General features: G+C 70.3%; 19 protein-coding genes. 10 read left to right on the forward strand and 9 right to left on the reverse strand.

Features of this window, described 5'->3' with window-relative positions; all coding sequences use genetic code 11:
* Nucleotides 1-153 precede the first annotated feature (153 nt).
* The 4 genes from def to HPO96_RS34790 are packed head-to-tail and all read left to right on the forward strand — an operon-like array spanning nt 154 to nt 4,041.
* The gene (gene def, locus HPO96_RS34775) at nt 154-702 is read left to right on the forward strand and encodes a peptide deformylase (RefSeq protein ID WP_171678723.1); all 549 of its coding nucleotides are present in this window, start codon (nt 154-156) and stop codon (nt 700-702) included.
* On the forward strand, nt 699-1,625 hold the full coding sequence (fmt, locus tag HPO96_RS34780) for a methionyl-tRNA formyltransferase (RefSeq protein ID WP_171678724.1): 927 nt from the start codon (nt 699-701) through the stop codon (nt 1,623-1,625). The genes def and fmt overlap by 4 nt, the downstream gene beginning before the upstream one ends.
* Complete coding sequence (locus HPO96_RS34785; RefSeq protein WP_337796928.1) at nt 1,618-2,997, forward strand: RsmB/NOP family class I SAM-dependent RNA methyltransferase; 1,380 nt, start codon at nt 1,618-1,620, stop codon at nt 2,995-2,997. Before fmt ends, HPO96_RS34785 begins: the two co-directional genes overlap by 8 nt.
* Before the next feature lie 54 nt (nt 2,998-3,051).
* Nucleotides 3,052-4,041: a DMT family transporter gene (locus HPO96_RS34790; RefSeq protein ID WP_337796929.1), complete on the forward strand. Its 990-nt coding sequence runs from the start codon at nt 3,052-3,054 to the stop codon at nt 4,039-4,041.
* Here the strand turns inward: HPO96_RS34790 and HPO96_RS34795 are convergent.
* A complete protein-coding gene (locus HPO96_RS34795; protein WP_337796930.1) occupies nt 4,038-4,994 on the reverse strand; it encodes a DMT family transporter in 957 nt (318 codons plus the stop codon). The genes HPO96_RS34790 and HPO96_RS34795 overlap by 4 nt on opposite strands.
* 122 nt (nt 4,995-5,116) lie before the next feature.
* Here HPO96_RS34795 and HPO96_RS34800 point away from each other — a divergent pair, with 122 nt between their 5' ends.
* Genes HPO96_RS34800 through HPO96_RS34815 form a run of 4 tightly spaced genes read left to right on the forward strand, consistent with a single transcriptional unit; the run spans nt 5,117 to nt 10,419 of the window.
* Nucleotides 5,117-6,310 carry a cysteine desulfurase-like protein gene (locus HPO96_RS34800; RefSeq protein WP_171678728.1) on the forward strand — a complete coding sequence of 398 codons (1,194 nt, stop codon included), beginning with the start codon at nt 5,117-5,119 and terminating at the stop codon, nt 6,308-6,310.
* 34 nt (nt 6,311-6,344) lie between these two features.
* Nucleotides 6,345-7,907, forward strand: coding sequence for an alpha-amylase family protein (locus tag HPO96_RS34805; protein WP_171678729.1), 1,563 nt, complete (start codon nt 6,345-6,347; stop codon nt 7,905-7,907).
* Between the two features lie 10 nt (nt 7,908-7,917).
* Complete coding sequence (locus HPO96_RS34810) at nt 7,918-9,141, forward strand: ROK family transcriptional regulator (protein ID WP_337796931.1); 1,224 nt, start codon at nt 7,918-7,920, stop codon at nt 9,139-9,141.
* 9 nt (nt 9,142-9,150) lie between these two features.
* Nucleotides 9,151-10,419, forward strand: a complete 1,269-nt coding sequence (locus tag HPO96_RS34815) for a glycoside hydrolase family 125 protein (protein WP_202886781.1) — start codon at nt 9,151-9,153, stop codon at nt 10,417-10,419.
* On the opposite strand, the gene HPO96_RS34820 is transcribed toward HPO96_RS34815, so the two are convergent.
* The 5 genes from HPO96_RS34820 to HPO96_RS34840 form a co-directional block, all read right to left on the reverse strand.
* The gene (locus HPO96_RS34820) at nt 10,412-11,251 is read right to left on the reverse strand and encodes an ABC transporter permease (protein WP_171678731.1); all 840 of its coding nucleotides are present in this window, start codon (nt 11,249-11,251) and stop codon (nt 10,412-10,414) included. The two genes, HPO96_RS34815 and HPO96_RS34820, sit on opposite strands and share 8 nt — an antisense overlap.
* Entirely contained in the window at nt 11,241-12,149 is a 909-nt protein-coding gene (locus HPO96_RS34825) for an ABC transporter ATP-binding protein (protein ID WP_171678732.1), read from the reverse strand. The genes HPO96_RS34820 and HPO96_RS34825 overlap by 11 nt, the downstream gene beginning before the upstream one ends.
* Before the next feature lie 76 nt (nt 12,150-12,225).
* A complete protein-coding gene (locus HPO96_RS34830) occupies nt 12,226-12,891 on the reverse strand; it encodes a response regulator (protein WP_171678733.1) in 666 nt (221 codons plus the stop codon).
* 175 nt (nt 12,892-13,066) lie between these two features.
* The gene (locus HPO96_RS34835) at nt 13,067-13,723 is read right to left on the reverse strand and encodes a response regulator (RefSeq protein WP_171678734.1); all 657 of its coding nucleotides are present in this window, start codon (nt 13,721-13,723) and stop codon (nt 13,067-13,069) included.
* The gene (locus HPO96_RS34840; RefSeq protein WP_171678735.1) at nt 13,720-14,874 is read right to left on the reverse strand and encodes a sensor histidine kinase; all 1,155 of its coding nucleotides are present in this window, start codon (nt 14,872-14,874) and stop codon (nt 13,720-13,722) included. The genes HPO96_RS34835 and HPO96_RS34840 overlap by 4 nt, the downstream gene beginning before the upstream one ends.
* A 134-nt stretch (nt 14,875-15,008) precedes the next feature.
* Here HPO96_RS34840 and HPO96_RS34845 point away from each other — a divergent pair, with 134 nt between their 5' ends.
* Nucleotides 15,009-15,473, forward strand: a complete 465-nt coding sequence (locus HPO96_RS34845; RefSeq protein ID WP_171678736.1) for a DUF6069 family protein — start codon at nt 15,009-15,011, stop codon at nt 15,471-15,473.
* On the opposite strand, the gene HPO96_RS34850 is transcribed toward HPO96_RS34845, so the two are convergent.
* The gene (locus HPO96_RS34850) at nt 15,449-16,135 is read right to left on the reverse strand and encodes an FCD domain-containing protein (RefSeq protein ID WP_171678737.1); all 687 of its coding nucleotides are present in this window, start codon (nt 16,133-16,135) and stop codon (nt 15,449-15,451) included. The genes HPO96_RS34845 and HPO96_RS34850 overlap by 25 nt on opposite strands.
* Before the next feature lie 82 nt (nt 16,136-16,217).
* Here HPO96_RS34850 and HPO96_RS34855 point away from each other — a divergent pair, with 82 nt between their 5' ends.
* Nucleotides 16,218-17,432 carry an alpha-hydroxy acid oxidase gene (locus HPO96_RS34855; protein ID WP_171678738.1) on the forward strand — a complete coding sequence of 405 codons (1,215 nt, stop codon included), beginning with the start codon at nt 16,218-16,220 and terminating at the stop codon, nt 17,430-17,432.
* Here the strand turns inward: HPO96_RS34855 and HPO96_RS34860 are convergent.
* Nucleotides 17,376-18,548 (reverse strand): sensor histidine kinase, encoded by a 1,173-nt coding sequence (locus HPO96_RS34860; protein ID WP_337796932.1) that lies wholly within the window; start codon nt 18,546-18,548, stop codon nt 17,376-17,378. The genes HPO96_RS34855 and HPO96_RS34860 overlap by 57 nt on opposite strands.
* Nucleotides 18,549-18,624: 76 nt before the next feature.
* Nucleotides 18,625-19,263, reverse strand: a complete 639-nt coding sequence (locus HPO96_RS34865; RefSeq protein WP_171678739.1) for a pyridoxamine 5'-phosphate oxidase family protein — start codon at nt 19,261-19,263, stop codon at nt 18,625-18,627.
* Between the last annotated feature and the right edge of the window lie 3 nt (nt 19,264-19,266).

Consider the following 19,266-nt stretch of genomic DNA (forward strand, 5'->3'; position numbering starts at 1 on the left):
TCCCGTTAGGCGTGGGACGACAGTGACTGTAGGTACGCCTGGGACCACAGTACGTGTTTGTGGCGTTCTGCGGCAGCCCCCTCCCTGGCTCGGGCCGCTGCGCACGGCAACTAGACTTGGCAGGTCCGGTCCGCGAAATGTTGTGGAGAGCCTGTGTCGGTGCAACCCATCCGCCTGTTCGGCGACCCCGTGCTGACCAGCAAGGCCGTCCCTGTCGTCGACTTCGACGCCGAGCTGCGCCGCCTGGTCGCCGACCTGACCGACACCATGCGCGACGCCCCGGGGTCCGGCCTCGCCGCGCCGCAGATCGGCGTCGGCCTGCGGGTTTTCACCTACCACGTGGACGGCGAGCTGGGGCACCTGGTGAACCCCGAGCTGACACTGTCGGCCGACGACCAGTTCGGCCCCGAGGGCTGCCTGTCCATCCCCGGTCTGACCTTCGACTGCCGCCGCGCGCAGTCCGTGATCGCGCACGGCTTCAACATGTGGGGCGACCCGGTCGTCATCGAGGGCTCCGACTACCTGGCCCGCGCGATCCAGCACGAAACCGATCACCTGGACGGCGTCCTGTTCATCGATCGCCTCGACACTCAGACCCGCAAACTGGCCATGAAGGCGATCCGCGAAGCCGAGTGGTCGGGCCTGTCCGGCCCGCCGCAGATCAAGCTCTCGCCCCACCCCACGAACGGATTCGGTCTGTGAGAGTCGTTTTCGCCGGTACGCCGGAGCCCGCGGTCACCGCGCTGCGCGCGATCGTTGCCAGCCGCCACGAATTGGTTGCCGTCGTCACCCGGCCGGACGCCCCGGCCGGTCGCGGCCGGAAGCTGGTGGCCTCGCCGGTGGCGCAGTACGCCGAGGAGCTGGGCGGCATCGAGATCCTGAAGCCGGTCAAGCCGAGCGACCCGGAATTCCTGGCTCGGTTGACCGAGATCGCGCCGGATTGTTGCCCCGTCGTCGCGTACGGCGGATTGTTGCCGCAGGCAGCGTTGGACATTCCGCAGCACGGCTGGGTAAATCTGCACTTCTCGGTGCTGCCCGCCTGGCGCGGCGCCGCCCCGGTGCAGCACTCGATCATCGCCGGGGACGACGTCGCCGGCGCGAGCACGTTCCGGATCGTCAAGGCGCTGGACGCCGGCCCGGTGTTCGGCGTCCTGACCGAGCCGATCGGCGCGACCGACACCTCGGGTGACCTGCTCGGCCGGCTGGCCGAATCGGGTTCGAAGCTGCTCGTCGACACTCTCGACGGGATCGAAGCCGGGGTTCTGGAGGCGCGCGAGCAGCCGGCCGAGGGCGTCTCGCTCGCGCCCAAGCTGACCGTCGAGGACGCCGAGCTCGATCTGACCGCTCCCGCGCAGCGCGTCGACCGGCTGGTCCGCGGCTGCAACCCGGCGCCGGGCGCGTGGACGACGTTCCGCGGGGAGCGGCTGAAGGTGCTCGCCGTCCGGCTGACCGAGGACGAGCTGAAACCCGGTGAGCTGCAGGCGACCAAGTCGAGCGTCCGGCTCGGCACGGGCAGCAAGGCGATCGAGCTGCTGACCGTGCAGCCGCAGGGCAAGAAGCCGATGGCCGCCGCCGACTGGGCGCGCGGCGTCCGGCTGACCGATGCGGACCGACTCGGTGAGTGATCGTTCGCCCCGCAATCGCGAGCCCCAGAAGCGGCCGGATCGGGTTCGGCAGGTCGCGTATCGGGTGATCCGGCAGGTTACGTCGGAGAGCGGTTACGCCAACCTCGTGCTGAACAAGGCGTTGCGCGAGGCCAAGCTGGCCGGGCGCGACGCGGCATTCTGCACCGAGCTCGTGCACGGCACGCTGCGCTGGCAAGGCACGTACGACGCCTTCCTGGCCCGCTGCGTCGACCGTCCGCTCAACGAGCTCGACCCGGAGCTCCTCGACATCCTCTGCCTCGGCACCCACCAGCTGCTCCGGATGCGCGTCGACTCGTACGCCGCGGTCAACGAGATGGTCACGCTGACCCGGGCCGAGATCGGCCACAAGCGCAGCGGCCTGGTGAACGCCGTCCTGCGCAAGATCAGCCAGCGCGCGTTCGACCAGTGGATCGACTCCGTCGCCCCGCCGTACGACGAGGATCCGCTGCTGCACCTGGCGATCTCCAAGGCGCATCCGACCTGGGAGGTCGAGGCTTTCGCCCGGCTCCTGGACGACGACGAGGTCGCCGAGCTGCTCGATGCCGACAACGAGGCCCCGCGGGTCACGCTGATCGCGCGCCCGGGGCTCAGCACGGTCGACGAGTTGGTCGAGGCCGGGGCGAGCCGGGCGAAGTGGTCGCCGTACGCGGCGGTTCTGCAAGGTGGTGGCGATCCGGGGCGGATCGCCGCGGTCGCGACTGGTCGGGCCGGTGTTCAGGACGAAGGTTCCCAGCTGGTCGCGCTTGCGCTGGCGAACGCGCCGCTGACTGGTTCTGATGCTCAGTGGCTTGATTTGTGCGCGGGGCCGGGTGGGAAGTCGGCTTTGCTCGCGTCGCTCGTCGAGCAGCGTGCGGGCCGGCTGACCGCGGTTGAGCCGTTGGAGCACCGGGCCGAGCTGGTCCGGGCCAATCTGCGGGCGATCCCGGGCGATCATGAGGTGCTCGTCGGCGACGGGACGAAGCCGACGTGGGCCGAGGGGTCGTTCGATCGGGTGCTTGCCGACGTCCCGTGCAGCGGGCTCGGCGCTCTGCGTCGGCGGCCGGAGGCGCGCTGGCGGCGGACGCCGGCCGACGTCGCCGAGCTGCGGCCGCTGCAGGAGGAGCTGCTCGAGTCGGCGATCAACTCGGTGCGCGCCGGGGGAGTCGTCGCGTATGTGACCTGCTCACCGCATCCTGACGAGACTCGGGCGGTCGTGGACGCCGTCCTCGGCAAGCGTGCCGACGCCGTCCTGGAGGACGCTCGTGCGCTGTTCCCCGACGTGCCGGAGCTCGGCGACGGGCCCGACGTCCAGCTCTGGCCGCACCGGCAGGGGACGGACGCGATGTATCTGGCGCTGATTCGCCGGAGCTGACCGTCACCTGGACCTGCTGTCAGGTGCAAGTAGTTGAACGGTCATGATGGTGAGGTGACCACGACCGCCGCGCAGTCCGAGACCTCGACCCGTCGCCAGCAGATCATCGGGCTGAGTGCCGCGTTCGGGATCGGCATGCTGGTCGCGGTGCAGTCGCGGCTGAACGGCGGTCTCGGCGAGCTCCTCGGCGATGGGATCCCGGCCGCGCTGATCTCGTTCGGCAGCGGCTTCCTGATCCTGCTGGTCGCGACCGCGCTCGTCCCGCCGATCCGGCGTTCGCTCGGCAACGTCTGGGCCGCGATCCGCGACCCGCAGAACCGCAGCAACCTGCGCTGGTGGCAGTGCATCGGCGGCCTGTGCGGCGCCTGGCTGGTCGCCACCCAGGCGATCACCGTGCACGTCATCGGCGTCGCCGTCTTCACCGTCGCCGTCGTCGCCGGCCAGGCGGTCAGTAGCCTGGTCGTCGACCGCCTCGGCTTCGGCCCCGCCGGCCGCCAGGAGTTCACCACCCTGCGCATCGTCGGCGCCGCCGTCGCCCTGATCGCCGTAGTCCTGGCCGTCTCCGACCAGCTCTCGCACCCGAACGGCCTCCTCCTCGCCATCCTCCCCGCCCTCGGCGGCCTGGCCACCGCCGTCCAGCAAGCCATCAACGGCCGCGTCGCCCGCACCGCCGCCGGCAACGCCTACGGCGCTGTCGCCGCCGGCGTCATCAACTTCTTCGTCGGCGTCACCGCCCTCCTGGTCGTCTTCCTCATCGACCTGATCCTCCGCGGCGCCCCCAACCCGCTCCCCACCAACCCCTGGCTCTACCTCGGCGGCGCCTGCGGCGTCATCTTCATCAGCGCCGCAGCCGCCGTCGTCCGCGTAGTAGGCGTCTTCGTCCTCGGCCTCGGCACCATCGCCGGCCAACTCATCGCCAGCCTCCTCGTCGACCTCTTCGCCCCCGCCGCCGACAAACCCATCACCCTCCCCGTCCTGGCCGGCACCACCCTCGCCCTGATCGCCGTCGTAGTAGCCGCCATCCCCAACCTCCGCCGCGGCTAGAGCCCGGCGGCCGGCTCCGCGACGACCCGCTTCACGCGGAACCGGAAGACGCCTTGGGAGATGGCGACGCCGAGGAGGACTACGAGGCCGCCTACGGGTTGGTACCAGGTGATGTGTTCGCGGAGGACCAGGACGCCGACGAGGATGGAGAAGATGGGCATCAGGTAGGTGACCATCGAGGCGCGGCTGGCGCCGATGAGGCGGATGTTGCGCATGCTGAGGACGAAGGCGATGCCGCTGCCGAGGGCGCCGAGGGCGAGGACGCTGGCGACGGTCTCGATCGAGAGGGTCCAGGGCATGGGCGGCGACTGGCGGGTGATGAGCGGCGCGACGATCGCTAGTTGGAGGGTTGCGCAGAGTAGGAGGGTGGCCGAGAGGGCTGTGCCGGAGAGGGTGGTGCCGGCCAGGAAGCGCTTCTGGTAGGGGACGGCGATGCCGTAGCAGACGGCGGCGAGCATGCAGAGCAGCTGGCCGACGAGGTCGGCGCCGCCGCTGACGTTCCAGGCGCCGAGGACGACGAGCATGCCGCCGAAGCCGACCACCAGGCCGAGGCCGCGCTGGATCGAGAAGGTCTCGGTGCGGAAGATCAGGACGGCGATCGGCAGCACGACGAGCGGGGTGATGCCGTTCCAGATGCCGGCCAGCAGCGACGGGATGCGCTCCTCGCCGTAGCCGAACAGCGTCCACGGGATGGCCGAGCCGACCGCGCCGACGACGAACGAGTGCAGCCAGAGCTTGGGGTCGCGGGGGAGCGACTCGCGTTTGATCGCGAGGAACGCCAGCAGTACGACGGCCCCGGCCAGCACCCGCCCGAGGGCCAGGTAGAGCGGCGGCAGCTCGCGGACGCCGACCGAGATGAACAGGAAGCTGCAACCCCAGATGGCGGCCAGGGTCAGCATGGTCGGGAGCCAGGCCCGGACCGGGACAGTGTCAGTAGTCGTAGTGGCGCTCACTCCTGACATCCTGCACCACGCCGCCGACAATTCGTACTGCGATTTCCGGAACCGGGCAGCGGTTTGTCCGGCCGCGGGCAAACCCTGGCCGCGAACCGGTTCGGCGGGAGAGGATGACGGCTATGAGTGCCTTCGATGTCATTGCTGTCCGCAAGCAATTCCCCGCACTCGGTGAAGGCGCGGCGCACTTCGACGGCCCCGGCGGCTCGCAGACCCCGCAGCCGGTCGCGGACGCCGTCGCTGCCACGCTGGTCGCCGGCCTCGCGAACCGCGGCAGCCTGACCGCGGCCGAGCGTCGGGCCGACGGGATCGTCCGCGCCGCCCGGCAGGCGATGGCCGACCTGCTCGGGACGACGCCGGCCGGCATCGTCTTCGGCCGCAGCATGACCCAGCTGACCTACGACTTCGCCCGCACCCTCGCCAAGAGCTGGAGTCCCGGCGATGAGATCGTTGTCACCCGCCTCGACCACGATGCGAACGTCCGCCCGTGGGTCCAGGCCGCCGAGGCCGCCGGCGTGACCGTCCGCTGGCTCGGCTTCGATCGCGACACCTCCGAGCTGGACGACGTCGCCCCGCTGCTCAACGACCGCACGAAGCTGGTCGCCGTCACCGCCGCCTCCAACCTGCTCGGCACCCGCCCCGACACCCAGCGGATCGCCGACCTCGTCCACCAAGCCGGCGCGCTCCTGTACGTCGACGGCGTACACCTCACCGCCCACGCGCCGATCGACGCGTCGTACGCCGATTTCTACGCCTGCTCGCCGTACAAGTTCTTCGGCCCGCATCTCGGCGTCCTCACCGCGCGGCCCGAGCTCCTCGAAACCCTGCACCCCGACAAACTGCTGCCGTCGACGAACGTCGTCCCCGAGCGGTTCGAGTTCGGCACCCTCCCGTACGAGCTGCTCGCCGGCACGACGGCCGCCGTCGACTTCATCGCCGGCCTGGGCGTCGGCGAGACCAGGCGCGCGCAGCTGAACAGTGCACTCACCCTGATCGAGCAGCACGAAGACAACCTCCGCGCCGACCTCGAGTCCCGCCTCCAGGCGATCCCCGAAGTCACGCTCTACGGCCACGCCGCCCACCGGACGCCGACGCTGCTGTTCACCGTCGCCGGTCATACCCCCGCCGCCGTCGCCGAGCACCTCGCCGCCGCCGGGGTGAACGCACCCGCCGGCACCTTCTACGCCTACGAGCCCGCGCAGCACCTCGGTCTGACCGACGGCGCCGTCCGCGCCGGGCTCGCGCCGTACACCGATCAGTCGGACGTCGATCGCCTGGTCGAGGGCGTCTTGACGCTCCTCCGGGCGAATAACTAAAGTCAATGGGGAAAGTCGCCCGCAGGGGGAGCCAGTGAGAGAACCGAGTGCGGTCTTCGTCCAGATCGGCACGGATCTGACCGCCGCGAGCCGCACCGGCGCGAGCTGGTCGGTCGCCGGCGCCGAGGTCATCTGGGCGGACGGCGCGGTCGAGGTCACCGCCGGCGAGATCAGCCGGGTCGCGCTGCGCTGGTCCGAGCCGCTGCCGCCCGGCGCGCTGATCCTCGGCGACGCCTGGGAGCGCTCGTACGGCGATCTCCAGTGGCGCCACCAGCAGCCCGAGCGGCTCCTGCCCTGGTACTTCCTCGTCCACGACCCGAGCACCGGCCGGACGACGGGCGCCGGCGTCGAAGTCCAGCCGAGCGCGTTCTGCGCCTGGACGGTCGACGCCGACGGCTACACGCTCTGGCTCGACCTGCGCAACGGCGGCGGACCCACCGAACTGAGCGGGCGGACCCTGACAGCAGCTACCGTAAAATTGTTCCACGACGCGGGTACTCCCTGGCAGACGCTGCACGCAGCGGTCGCCACCATGAGTTCCCGACTGCCGGCGCGACCTGAGCCCGCGCCGGTGGTCGGGGCCAACAACTGGTACTACGCCTACGGCGAGAACTTCGACGAGAAGGCCGTCCTGACCGACGCCGCCACTATCGTCGAGCTCGCCGACGGCCACCCGGTCAAACCGTTCAGCGTCGTCGACGACGGCTGGTACCCGGGCGGTATCGCGTCCGGCGGCCCGTGGGATCGCGGCACCCCGGGCGTCTTCGACGACCTCGCCGGGACGGCCGCGCAGATCAAGGCGATCGGCGCCCGCCCGGGCCTGTGGTTCCGCCCGCTGCTCGTCCGCGAGCCGAGCAGCCAGGCGCGTCCCGGGCCGCACGACAAGCCCGGCCGTGCGCTCGACCCGTCGTACCCGGAGGTTCTCGACCTCGTCCGCGCCGACCTGCAGCGCTTCCGGGCCTGGGGTTTCGAGCTCGTCAAACACGACTTCAGCACGTACGACGTGTTCGGCGCCTTCGGCCCCGCGATGGGCTCCCGGCTGACCGACAGCGGCTGGCAGTTGCACGACCCGAGCCGGACGACGGCCGAGATCGTCCTCGCCTTCTACCGCGAGATCCGGTCGGCCGCCGCGGACGTCGTCCTGATCGGCTGCAACACCGTCGGCCACCTCGCGGCCGGGCTGGTCGACGTCCAGCGCACCGGCGACGACACGTCCGGGCGGGACTGGGAGCGCACCCGCAAGATGGGCGTCAACACGCTCGCGTTCCGGCTCCCGCAGCACAACCGCTTTTTCACCGTCGATGCCGACTGCGTGCCCTGCACCCCGCAGACCCCCTGGGAGCTGAACGCCCGCTTCCTCGACCTGATCGCCCGCTCGGGGACGGCGCTCTTCCTGTCGATCGACCCGGCGGCCCGGACGAAACAGACCGACGTCGCGCTCCGTGACGGTATACATTTGGCGCTCAGTGGCGGCGGCGCGGGCGGGATCGAGCCGGTGGACTGGCTGACCAGCACCACGCCGACCGCCTGGCGGAGCGGGGGCAACCCCGTCCACTACGACTGGTCTCGGCCCTGGGGCGCCGACCCGGTCTCGTGAGGGGGAGCGAGTGAGCGTTCGCCGGGGCACGAATCTCGATCGCGTCGGCGGGTACAACGACGCCGTCGTGCTGGACGCGATCCGCCGGACCGAGCAGCTCAGCCGCGTCGAACTGGCTGCGGCCACCGGCCTGTCCGGGCAGGCCATCTCGAACATCATCCGCCGGCTCCTGGAGGCCGGTCTGGTCCGTGAAGCCGGTCGGCAGAAGACGACCGGCCTGGGCAAACCGCGGACGTTGCTGCGACTCGAGCCCACCGGCCAGTACGCCGTCGGCGTGCACCTCGACCCGGCCGTCGTCACCGTCGTCCTGCTCGACCTGACCGGCGAGGTCGTCGCCCGGCACCAGCTCGTTCCGCCCGAGGACGACGACCCGGATGTCCTGATCGACGCGATCGCGGCCACGGTCGAGGCGGTGATCGCCGAGGCGGCCGCGCCGCGCAGCCGGGTGATGGGCGTCGGGATCGCCGCCCCCGGCCCGATCGACGCCGAGCGCGGCGTCGTCGTCGACCCGCCGAACCTGTCCACCTGGCATCTCGTCCCGCTCCGCGACGAGCTGCGGGAGCGGACCGGCCTGCCCGTGCTGCTGGAGAAGGACGTCACTGCCGCCGCGGCCGCCGAGAAGTGGGTCGGCGCGCCGGGCAACTTCGTCTTCTTCTACCTCGGCACCGGCGTCGGCGCGGGGCTGGTGATCGGCGACGAGATCATCCGTGGGACGTCGAGCAACGCGGGCGAGATCGGTCACGTGATCGTCGATCCGGAGGGTCCGGTCTGCCATTGCGGACGCCGCGGCTGCGTCGGCGACACCAGCCGCCCGCGGTACCTGGTGCACCAGGCGGTCCACGCCGGAGTACTTGCCCAGAGCATCGATCTCGACGACCGCCAGGCCGTGGACGCCGCCTTCGGCCGGCTCTGTGCGCTGGCCGCCGAAGGGCCCGGCGTGGCCCGCGAGATCATCACCGCGCTGGCCGAGCGGATCGCCAAGGCCGTCGAGGACGTGGCGAACCTGCTGGACCTGGACCGGGTGGTCTTCGGCGGCCCGTACTGGGAGCCGCTCGGGCCGCTGTTCTGCGACCGCGTCCGGGCCGCGCTCGACGGCCGCTTCACGGTCCGCGCGATCCACCCCCTCGAAGTCACCGGTACGGCGCTCGGCGCGGACGCCGGTGCGATCGGCGCCGGCAGCCTGGTGCTGGACCACACGTTCTCGCCGGAACGTGAACTCGTTGCTGAAAGGTAGATGTCGAACATGATCGATCCCGATGTGCTGGCCCGCGCCACCGCGAAGGTCCGCGAGGCCAGTGGGGACGAGGTGATCGCGGAGATGTTCCGGCGGTCGATGGCCGAGAACCTCCCGGCGGTGGCCGAGCGGCTGCCGGACGGCACGACGTTCGTGCTGACCGGCGACATCCCGGCGATGTGGTTGCGCGACTCGGCCGCCCAGCTGCGGCCGTACACCCTGCTCTGCAAGGACGATCCCGCCCTGCAGGAGGTGCTGATCGGCGTCCTGCACCGGCAGCTGGAGTACGTCGTCCACGACCCGTACGCGAACGCCTTCAACCGGGAGGCGAACGGCGCCGGCCACACCAGCGACGAGACCGAGATGTCGCCGTGGGTCTGGGAGCGCAAGTACGAGATCGACTCGCTGTGCTTCCCGCTCGACCTGGCCTACAAGCTGTGGCGGGCGACCGGGCGCGACGACGTCATCGACGCGCGGTTCAAGCCCGCGGCCGAGGCGATCCTGGAGCTGTGGACCGTCGAGCAGGACCACGAGGGCCGCTCGCCGTACCGGTTCCAGCGGCACGACGACCGGCCGTCGGACACCCTCGTCCGCGAGGGGCGCGGCCGGGAGACGCGCCCGACCGGGATGTCGTGGAGCGCGTTCCGGCCCAGCGACGACGCGACCGACCTCGGTTTCAACGTGCCGGGCAACATGTTCGCGTCCGTCGTCCTCGGGTATCTGGAGGAGATCGCGACCGAGGTGCTCGGCGACGAGGCGCTGGCCGCGCGGGCCAAGGAGCTGAAGGCCGAGATCGACGAGGGCATTTCCCGGTTCGGCACCGTCGAGCACCCGACGTACGGGCGGGTCTACGCCTACGAGGTGGACGGCGCGGGCGCGGCCCTGCTGATGGACGACGCGAACATGCCGTCGCTGCTGAGCGCTCCGCTGTCGGGGTACGTCGCTGCCGACGACCCGACGTACCTCGCGACGCGCAAACTGCTGCTGAGCCCGGAGAACCCGTACTACTACAGCGGCACGGCGGCCTCCGGGATCGGCAGCCCGCATACGCCGCCGCGCTACATCTGGCACATTGCCCTTGCTGTACAGGGGATTTCGAGTACGTCGGCCGCGGAGCGGCAGCAGCTGCTCGAGCTGCTGCGCGACACCACCGGCGGGACGGGCCTGATGCACGAGGGCTTCGACGTCGACGACCCGACGCAGTTCACCCGGGAGTGGTTCTCCTGGGCGAACGCGATGTTCTGCGAGCTCGCCCTCGTGCACGCCGGGATCAAGTGACGTCCCGCCGCTTCGTCCTCCAGGCCGCGAGGACGCCGAAGAGCGCGCAGTAGGCCAGGATCGTCAGCAAGGATCGGCCGCCGCCGACCGCTTCCCGCACGCCGGGTGGCGCGTCGGCGGTGGCCATTCCGGTGACGGCGAAGACCAGTGAGCCGGCGTTGGCGCCGGGGAGCGCGTCGGAGATGAACTCCAGATCGGGCAGCAGGCTGTTCACCACTCCGGCGAAGAGGGCCTCGATGCCGAGGATCCAGACCACGCCGAGGCCGATCGGGAGCGCGACGTTGCGGAAGGCAACGGCCAGGACGGCGCCGGCCAGGGCCCACATCATCAGCACCAGCCAGCCGCCGGCCAGTCCTTTGGCGAGGTCGAGCAGGCTCGGCCAGGTCATCGCGCCGTTCTCGGCGGCGGCGATACCGATACTGCACAGGGCGCAGGCGGCGAACATGCCGAGCACCCAGACGGCGATCGTGGTCGCGATGCCGAGCAGGTGGGCCAGCAGGATCGCGCCGCGGCCGGGGCGCTGGGTGAAGATCGTCTTCAGCGTGCCCCAGGTGTACTCGCCGCCGAGCACGATCGCGCCGAGAACGAGGGAGAGCGCTCCCGCGAAGATCGGATAACCGCCGATCACGTTGTCGACGACCCGGGCCGGCAACATCCCGGCGAGGACCTGCGCCCGCGGTACGCCGTCCGTCTGCTCGTCGCCGGTCGCATAGCTCAGGTAGGGCAGGAGATAGCCGAAGATCAGGCTCAGCACCAGACCGGCGCCGAACAGCACCCAGACCGCGGATCGTTTGCGCAGCTTCAAGAGCTCGGCGCGGTAGCTACCCAACATCGGACTTCGCTCCCGTGGTCGTCAGCTGGAAGAAGACGTCTTCCAGCGCTCGTTCGCTGGTGTGCAGTTCGGAGACCGCGATCCCGGCCTCGACGAGGGCCCGGTTCAGGTCGGCCGCGCGGGCCGGGTCGACCTGGACCCGCAGCATGTCGTCGTACCGGTGGACGGCGTCCGCGCCGAGCAGCCCGGAGAGAACGGAGTGAGCGCTCTCTCGGGGCGCCGCCCGGATCAGCAGCTCCTGCTCGCCGCGCAGGTCCTCGACGTGGTGCTCGGCAACCATCCGGCCGGCGTCGATGATGCCGACCCGGTCGCAGATCTGCTGGACCTCGCCGAGCAGATGACTGGACAGCAGCACGGTCCGCCCGTCGGAGCCCAGCTCGCGGATCAACCGGCGCATGTCGCGCATCCCGGCCGGGTCGAGCCCGTTCGTCGGCTCGTCCAGGATCACCAGCTCCGGGTCCTTGAGCAGGGCGGCCGCGACGCCGAGGCGCTGCTTCATCCCCAGCGAGTACGCCGAGAAACGGTCCCGAGAGCGCTCTCTGAGATCTACCAGGTCCAGCACCTCGTCGACCCGATGGCGCGGGACCTCGGCGTACTCGGCGAGCAGCCGCAGGTTGTCCAGGCCGGACAGGTACGGGTAGAAGGCGGGCGACTCGATCATCGAGCCCGTCTTCCCCAGCACGTCCGGCCGCCCCGGCGTCCCGCCGAGCACCCGGACCCGGCCGCTCGTCGGCGCGATCAGCCCGGTGAGAATTCGCAGCGTCGTGGTCTTCCCCGCGCCGTTCGGCCCGAGGAACCCGTACACCTCACCCGGCAGCACCCTCAGATCGACACCATCGACCGCGAGGGTGTCGCCGTACCTCTTCGTCAGCCCGCTGACTTCAACTAGCGCATCCATACCGACGAGATTGCCGGTCGGAGCCCCCAGGGCGCGTCGCCCACCGGGCGGCACCGCGCCTACGTCGTACGGAGTACTACCCCAACCAGCCGGGGCGCACGAGACCCGTCTGGTAGGCAACCACGACCAGCTGGGCGCGGTCGCGGGCGCCGAGTTTGATCATCGCCCGGCTGACATGCGTCTTCGCTGTCGCCGGGCTCACGACCAGCCGCTCGGCGATCTCGTCGTTCGACAACCCCTCGCCGACCAGCGCGACGATCTCCTTCTCGCGCTCGGTCAGGACGTCGAGCTCCTTACTGGCATGGGGTTGCCGGCTCCGCGTCGCGAACTCCTCGACCAGCCGGCGGGTGACGCCGGGGGAGAGCAGCGCGTCCCCGCGCGCCACGACGCGGACCGCCTGCAACAGCTCGACCGGCTCGGTGTCCTTCACCAGGAACCCGCTCGCGCCGACCCGCAACGCCTCGAACACGTACTCGTCCAGGTCGAACGTCGTCAGGATCACCACATGCACGCCGGCCAACTCGGCGTCCGCACCGAGCTGCCGCGTCGCCTCCAGCCCGTCCACACCGGGCATCCGGATATCCATCAGCACCACATCGGGCTTCTCCGCCCGCGCGACCTCGACCGCCGCCGCGCCGTCCGACACCTCGCCGATCACGGTGATGTCGTCCTCGGCGTTCAGCAACGCCCGGAACCCGGCCCGCACCAACGCCTGATCGTCCGCCAGCAGCACCCTGATCATGCCGGGTACTTTAGAGGGTGTCTGCGGACTCCGCGCCTACTGCGGGGCACTCGGCACAGCATCTCGCCGCACGGGTGCAAAGGTGACGATGCTCCGCATCGACCCCTCCGCCCCCGCACACCGAGCTACCGCACCGAGCACCTCCTCGCTACGGCGCGGAGCCCACAGACACCCTCTAGGCCAGCCCCGCGTCATGAGCGAGTAGTGCGATCTGCGTCCGGTTGCCCAGCTCGAGCTTGGTCAGGATGTGCGAGATATGCGCTTTCACGGTCGCGAGGCTCATGTACAGCTCGCGGCCGATCTCGGCGTTCGCCTTGCCTTGAGCCACGGCGAGCATGACGTCGTACTCGCGCGGTGACAGCTGGTCGAGTTTGGCCCGCGCGATCGTGTGCGCGTCGGCCTGGGTCGCGGCGCGGTCCATCAGCCGGCGGGTGATCGCGGGGGACAGGATCGGGTCGCCGGCCGCGACCCGGCGGACGGCCTCGACGATCTGCGCCGGGGGAGTGTCCTTCAGCAGGAAGCCGCTCGCCCCGGCGCGGAGTGCATGCAGGACGTTCTCGTCGGTGTCGAACGTGGTCAGGACGACGACCTCGGGCGGGTTCGGCCGGGCGCGGACCCGGCGGGTCGCGACGATCCCGTCGACGCGCGGCATCCGCAGATCCATCAGCACCAGGTCGGGGAAGTGCGCGTCGACGGCGGCCTGGACCTCGTCGCCGTCCGCGGCCTGGGCGACGACGGCGATCCCGTTGGCGCCGTCCAGCATCATCTCCAGACTCGCCCGGACCAGCGCGTCGTCGTCCACCACCAGCACGCGGATCGTCGGCTCACTCATGCCGGCCACGGTAGCGAGGCCTCCAGCCGGAAGCCGCCACCGGGTTCGCGCTCGTGGTCGAGCGTCCCGCCGGCCAGCTGGACGCGTTCGGTCAGCCCAACCAGGCCGGTCCCACTGCCAGGCGCGATCGGTACGCCGTTCGACGCCGGATTGGTGAGCCGAATCCGCAGCCCGGCCCCGGGCGCACCCGTCAGACTCACAGTCACCGGATGCCCGGCTGCGTGTTTGCGCGCGTTCGTCAGCCCCTCCTGGACGACCCGGTATGCCGTCCGCCCAGTGGCCGGTGGCAACGACGTCGGATCCACAACCTGGTCGTCGTACGCCACCGTCGTACCAGCCGCTCGGGACTCGGCCACCAGACTCTCCACATCCTGGTACGTCGGCTGCGGTCGCCCGCCCGGCCCCTCCGGCACCTCGTCGTCCCGCAGCACGCTGATCACCGCACGCAACTCGTCCAAGGCCTGATGCACCCCGACCCGGATGACACCCGCGGCCCGCGCCAGCTTCTCCGGCGACGAATCCGGCCGGTACTCCAGAGCCCCGGCGTACGTCGCCAGCAACGACAACCGATGCGCGAGGACGTCGTGCATCTCGCGAGCCATCTTCGTCCGCTCCAGCGTCCGCGCCTCGGCCACCCGGCGCCCCTGCTCAGCCTCGGCCCGCCGCGCCCGCTCCAGCAAGCTCTCCACCAACTGCCGCCGCGCCTGCGTCCACAACCCCCACCCCAGCATCGCCGCATGCACCGCCACCGCCAGCACCGCGAACCACAGGTACGGCAGATTCCCGATCGGCCGCCAAGCCCCCTGCGCCAGATGCGCCGCCACCTGCACAGCAGTAATCGCAATCGCCGTCCGCTGCGGCAACTGCAACGCGATCCCCATCGTCGTCGCCGTCGACGCAGGCGTAGCCGCCGGCGAAACCACCACCAACGCCGCCAGCCCCAACGCCCCCACCACCGGCCGCCGCCCCACCACAACCATCAACCCGGTGCTGATCACCCCCACACTCACATCCAGCAACACCCGCCGCGGCTGCCCGGCATCCGACAACCGCCCCACGATCGTCAGCCCCGTCAACACCCCCACCACCACAACAACCCCAACGTCCCAGACCCACCGCCGCCCCTCCGCCGGACAGCCCAAGTTCTCCATCCCCCGACCCTAAACACCCACCCCCCACCCCACCACCAACCAAAGTAGAACCCCCACCACCCCCCGACCGATGCCCAACCCCCCACCCCACCCCGAAGCTGTCCCCACCAACCAACCCACAAGGAGGCAGTCAGATGAAGACGCTCAGCTCGTCAGCTTCGGTCAGTCAGCGGGTTACTCGACGGAAGGATCGCAGCCGGTTGCTCGTGGTCGGTGCGACAACAATCGCCGCAGCGTCCTGGTGGGCTGTTCTGGTGCCCGTTGCTGGTTTGACTCTGGATGCGCGGCAGGGCGGCGTGCTGCAGCATGTGGGCGCCCCGGCGATCGTGGTGTCCGCGGCGGTGATGACGTTCGCCGGGTGGGCTTTGCTTGCGATCCTGGAGCGTCGTACGCCGGCTGCCCGCAAGGTGTGGACGACCGTGGCGATCGTCGCGTGTGTGCTTTCGCTCGGCAGCCCGCTGGTCGGCGGGATCGGCATCGGCGCCAAACTCGGTCTCGCGTCGTTCCACCTGCTCGTCGGCGCGGTCGTGATCGCCGGCCTCCGCCGCACTGCCCTCAGCACCGCCGAACGTTGCTACGAAGGCAACCGCGCCGCCTGATAGAACCCGTGGATATGCGCGGCCACCAACCCGGCCGCGCCTTCCCCGTCACCCGCCGCGAGCGCCGCGACGATCCCGCGGTGCTCCGCCCGCAACCCCACCGCCGTCGCCTCCCAGTCGGCCAGATTGGGCACCGCCGCCAGCACATACCCGTGAATTGCCGACCGCAACGACTCCATCACCGCCGCGATCAGCACGTTCCCCGCCAGCCCCGCCAGCGCCACATGAAACTCGGCATCGAGCAGGTGAAACTCCTCCGGCGACAACCCCGGCTCGTCCATCCGATCCAGTAACGCCGACACCGCACCGAGCTCCGGCGACCGGGATGCCGCCTCCCGCGCCGCCCACGACTCCAGCAGCACACGTGTCTGGACGACGTCCCCCATCGGCAAGTGGTTCGTTGCCAGATGCAACCGCAGGACGGCGGTCAGCGGCGACACCGGCTCGGCGACGATCACCGTCCCGGCGTCCGGCCCGGACCCGGTCGCCGTCCGGACGACGCCCATCGCCTCCAGCACCCGGACCGCCTCGCGCACCGACGGCCGGCTGATCCCGAGCTGCTCGGCGAGCGCCCGCTCCCCGGGCAGCCGGCCGCCGATCCGCAGCCGCCCGGCGGCCAGCTCGGCCTCGACCCGATGCAGCACCAGCTCGTAGTTCTTCACAACCCGACTCTACCCGTGTGGTCGGACCACAGGGTAGGCTGTGGTCCGACCACACGACGGACGCCTGCTCCCGGAGTACCCGATGACCGATCGACAGCTACCCAAATGGTCCGAGCTGAAGCCGCTGCTGCGCGCCAAGCCGATCACGGTGAACCCGACCGAGCGCCGGCTGGAGAAGGCGCTCACGATCGCCGACCTGCGCGCGATCGCCCGACGGCGGACGCCGCGCTCGGTCTTCGACTACACCGACGGCGCGGCCGAGGCGGAGATCAGCCTGCGCCGCGCCCGGCAGCTGTTCGCCGAGATGGAGCTGCAGCCGTCGATCCTGCGCGACGTCTCCGAGATCGATCTCGGAACGACGATCCTCGGCGCCCGCTCCGAGTTGCCGTTCGCGTTCGCGCCGACCGGCTTCACCCGGATGATGAACCATGAGGGCGAGAGCGCCGTCGTCAAGGTCGCCCGGCAGATCGGCATTCCGTACGCGTTGTCCACCATGGGCACCACCTCCATCGAGGACGTCGCCGCGGCCGCGCCGGATGCCCGCAAGTGGTTCCAGCTCTACGTCTGGAAGGACCGCGACTCCGGTGAGGATCTGGTCAAGCGGTCGGCCGCCGCCGGTTACGAGGCGCTGATGCTGACCGTCGACGTACCGGTCGCCGGTGCGCGGCTGCGCGACGTCCGCAACGGTTTCACCATCCCGCCGTCGCTCACCGCCAAGACCGTGCTCGACGCGTCGATGCACCCGGCCTGGTGGGCCAATCTGCTCACCACCCGGCCTCTGACGTTCGCCTCCCTGTCCAGCTGGGACGGGACGGTCGCCGAGCTGCTGGACAAGCTGTTCGACCCGACCATGACCATCGATGACCTGGCCTGGCTGCGCTCCATCTGGCACGGCCCGCTGATCGTGAAGGGCATCCAGACGGTTGACGACGCCCGCCGCGTGGTCGACGCCGGTGCGGACGCGATCGTCCTGTCCAACCACGGCGGTCGCCAGCTCGACCGAGCGCCAACACCGCTGCGCATTCTGCCCGACGTCCGCAAGGCGATCGGCAAGGATGCGGAGATCTATCTGGACACCGGCATCCTCTCCGGCGCCGACATCGTCGCTGCGATCGCGCTGGGCGCAGATGCCTGTCTGGTCGGCCGTGCGTACCTCTACGGCCTGATGGCCGGTGGTGAGCGCGGTGTGGCTCGGGCGGCTGAGATCCTCACCAAGGAGGTCCGTCGGACGATGGCGCTGCTAGGCGCGGCCAGCGTCGCTGATCTGAACCCTTCCCAGGTCCGCCTCCCCAGCTAGGGGGAGTACGGCGACCACCCGCAGCCCACCGTTGGGGGTGCGGGTTGCCGCGAGTGTGCCGCCCAGCGCGGTGGCACGCTCGCGCATCCCGACGATGCCGTTGCCCTCGACCGGGGGAGCGGTCAGCGACTGCCCGTTGTCATCGACCTGCAGAGTCAGCGTCTCAGTGCCGTACTGGATTCGGACCGTCGCCGTGGTCGCCTTCGCATGCCGTACGACGTTCGTCAGCGACTCCTGGATGATGCGGAACGCCGCACGGTCCAGCCCGGTCGGAAGCGGTTGTGGCACACCGTGGACGTCGGTGTGCACCTCCAGCCCGGCCATCGCGGTTCTGCTGACCAGATGCTCCAGCCGCTCCAGCCCGGCGACTGGTTGTCTTGGCGCGGACTCATCTGTCTGTCGGAGAATGCCGACAATTGAGCGCAACTCGACGAGTGCCTCCTTGCTGGCCTCCTTGATCGCGGCCAGCGCCGGTGCGGCCTGTTCGGGCTGTCGATCGGTCAGGTGCAGCGCTGTCGACGCCTGCACGTTGATCAGCGAGATGTGGTGGGCGACGACGTCGTGTAACTCCTGTGCGATCCGCAGTCGCTCCTCACTGGCCTGCCGCAGCTCGGCTTCGCGCCGGGTGCGTTCGGCGGCGTTCACGCGGTCGCGGTGGGCGCGGAACAGCTCCGCAGCGAAGCCGAGGACGACGAAGCAGGTGCCGACCAGGAGGATCTGATAGACGCCCTGCTCATTGATGCCGAGCACGATCCGCCCGCCGACGTGACCGACGTACAGCGCGCCCAGCGCCGACCAGCCCATCACCCGGTGGCCGAGCCTGATGGTGGTGAACACCGCGATCACGAACGCCAAGATGACCGGGCCGTACGGGTACTGCAGCAGCATGTAGACCAGCGTCGCGACGACCGTTGCCCACAGCACCGGGATCAGGTGGCTCCGGCGCCAGTACAGCGACACCGTGCCGATCAGGATCAGCACGACCATCAGCCAGTCCGGGTCACGCCGCGCGTACTCGTTGTTGTTCGCCGCGCCGAACGACCCGGCCACGCTGATCACGGACAACACGAACGGCAGCGCGATCCGCCGTACCTGCGCCCACACCGTGCTGCTCACACTACGGAACCGTACGGGCCGCGCCGCCGGCTGTCATCGTCGCCACGGAGTACGTCGTACTGCGCCCGGTGGCGTACTAGTACTTGACGTCGTAGATCTTGTCCTCGTACTCCTGGCCGTAGTACTTCTGCAGCTCCTCGAGCGTGGCGTCCTGCCGCTCGAGCGCCTGCGCGAGCTCGGCCCGGCTCGGGGCGGCGTCGACGTCCCAGCTGTCGGGCTTCCACAGCTTGGAGCGCAGGAACGCCTTCGAGCAGTGGTGGTAGATCTCCTCGATCTCGACCAGCAGCGCCAGCTGCGGGCGGTTCCCCTTGACGATCATCTGGTCGAAGAACGGCGCCTCCCGCACCAGACGGGCCCGCCCGTTGATCCGCAGTGTGTCCGTGCGGCCGGGGAGGAAGTAGATCAGGCCGACGTGCGGGTTGCTGATGATGTTGGTGAAGCTGTCGACCCGGCGGTTACCGGCCCGGTCCGGGATCGCGATCGTGGTGTCGTCGAGGACGAGCGTGAAGCCGGCCGGGTCGCCCTTCGGGGAGACGTCGCAGCTGCCGTCGGCCGCCGCGGTCGCCATCAGCACGAACGGCGAGGCGGCCAGCCACTTGCGGTCCAGCGGGTGCAGCTCCTTGCGCTCCTTGTCGACCGCCGCACCGAGCGGCGGCGGCACGATCTCGCGCAGTTCCTCGTACGACGTGACCTCGACCAGACCGGGGATGTCCATGCG

Source organism: Kribbella sandramycini (assembly GCF_013131805.1).
GTDB lineage: Bacteria > Actinomycetota > Actinomycetes > Propionibacteriales > Kribbellaceae > Kribbella > Kribbella sandramycini.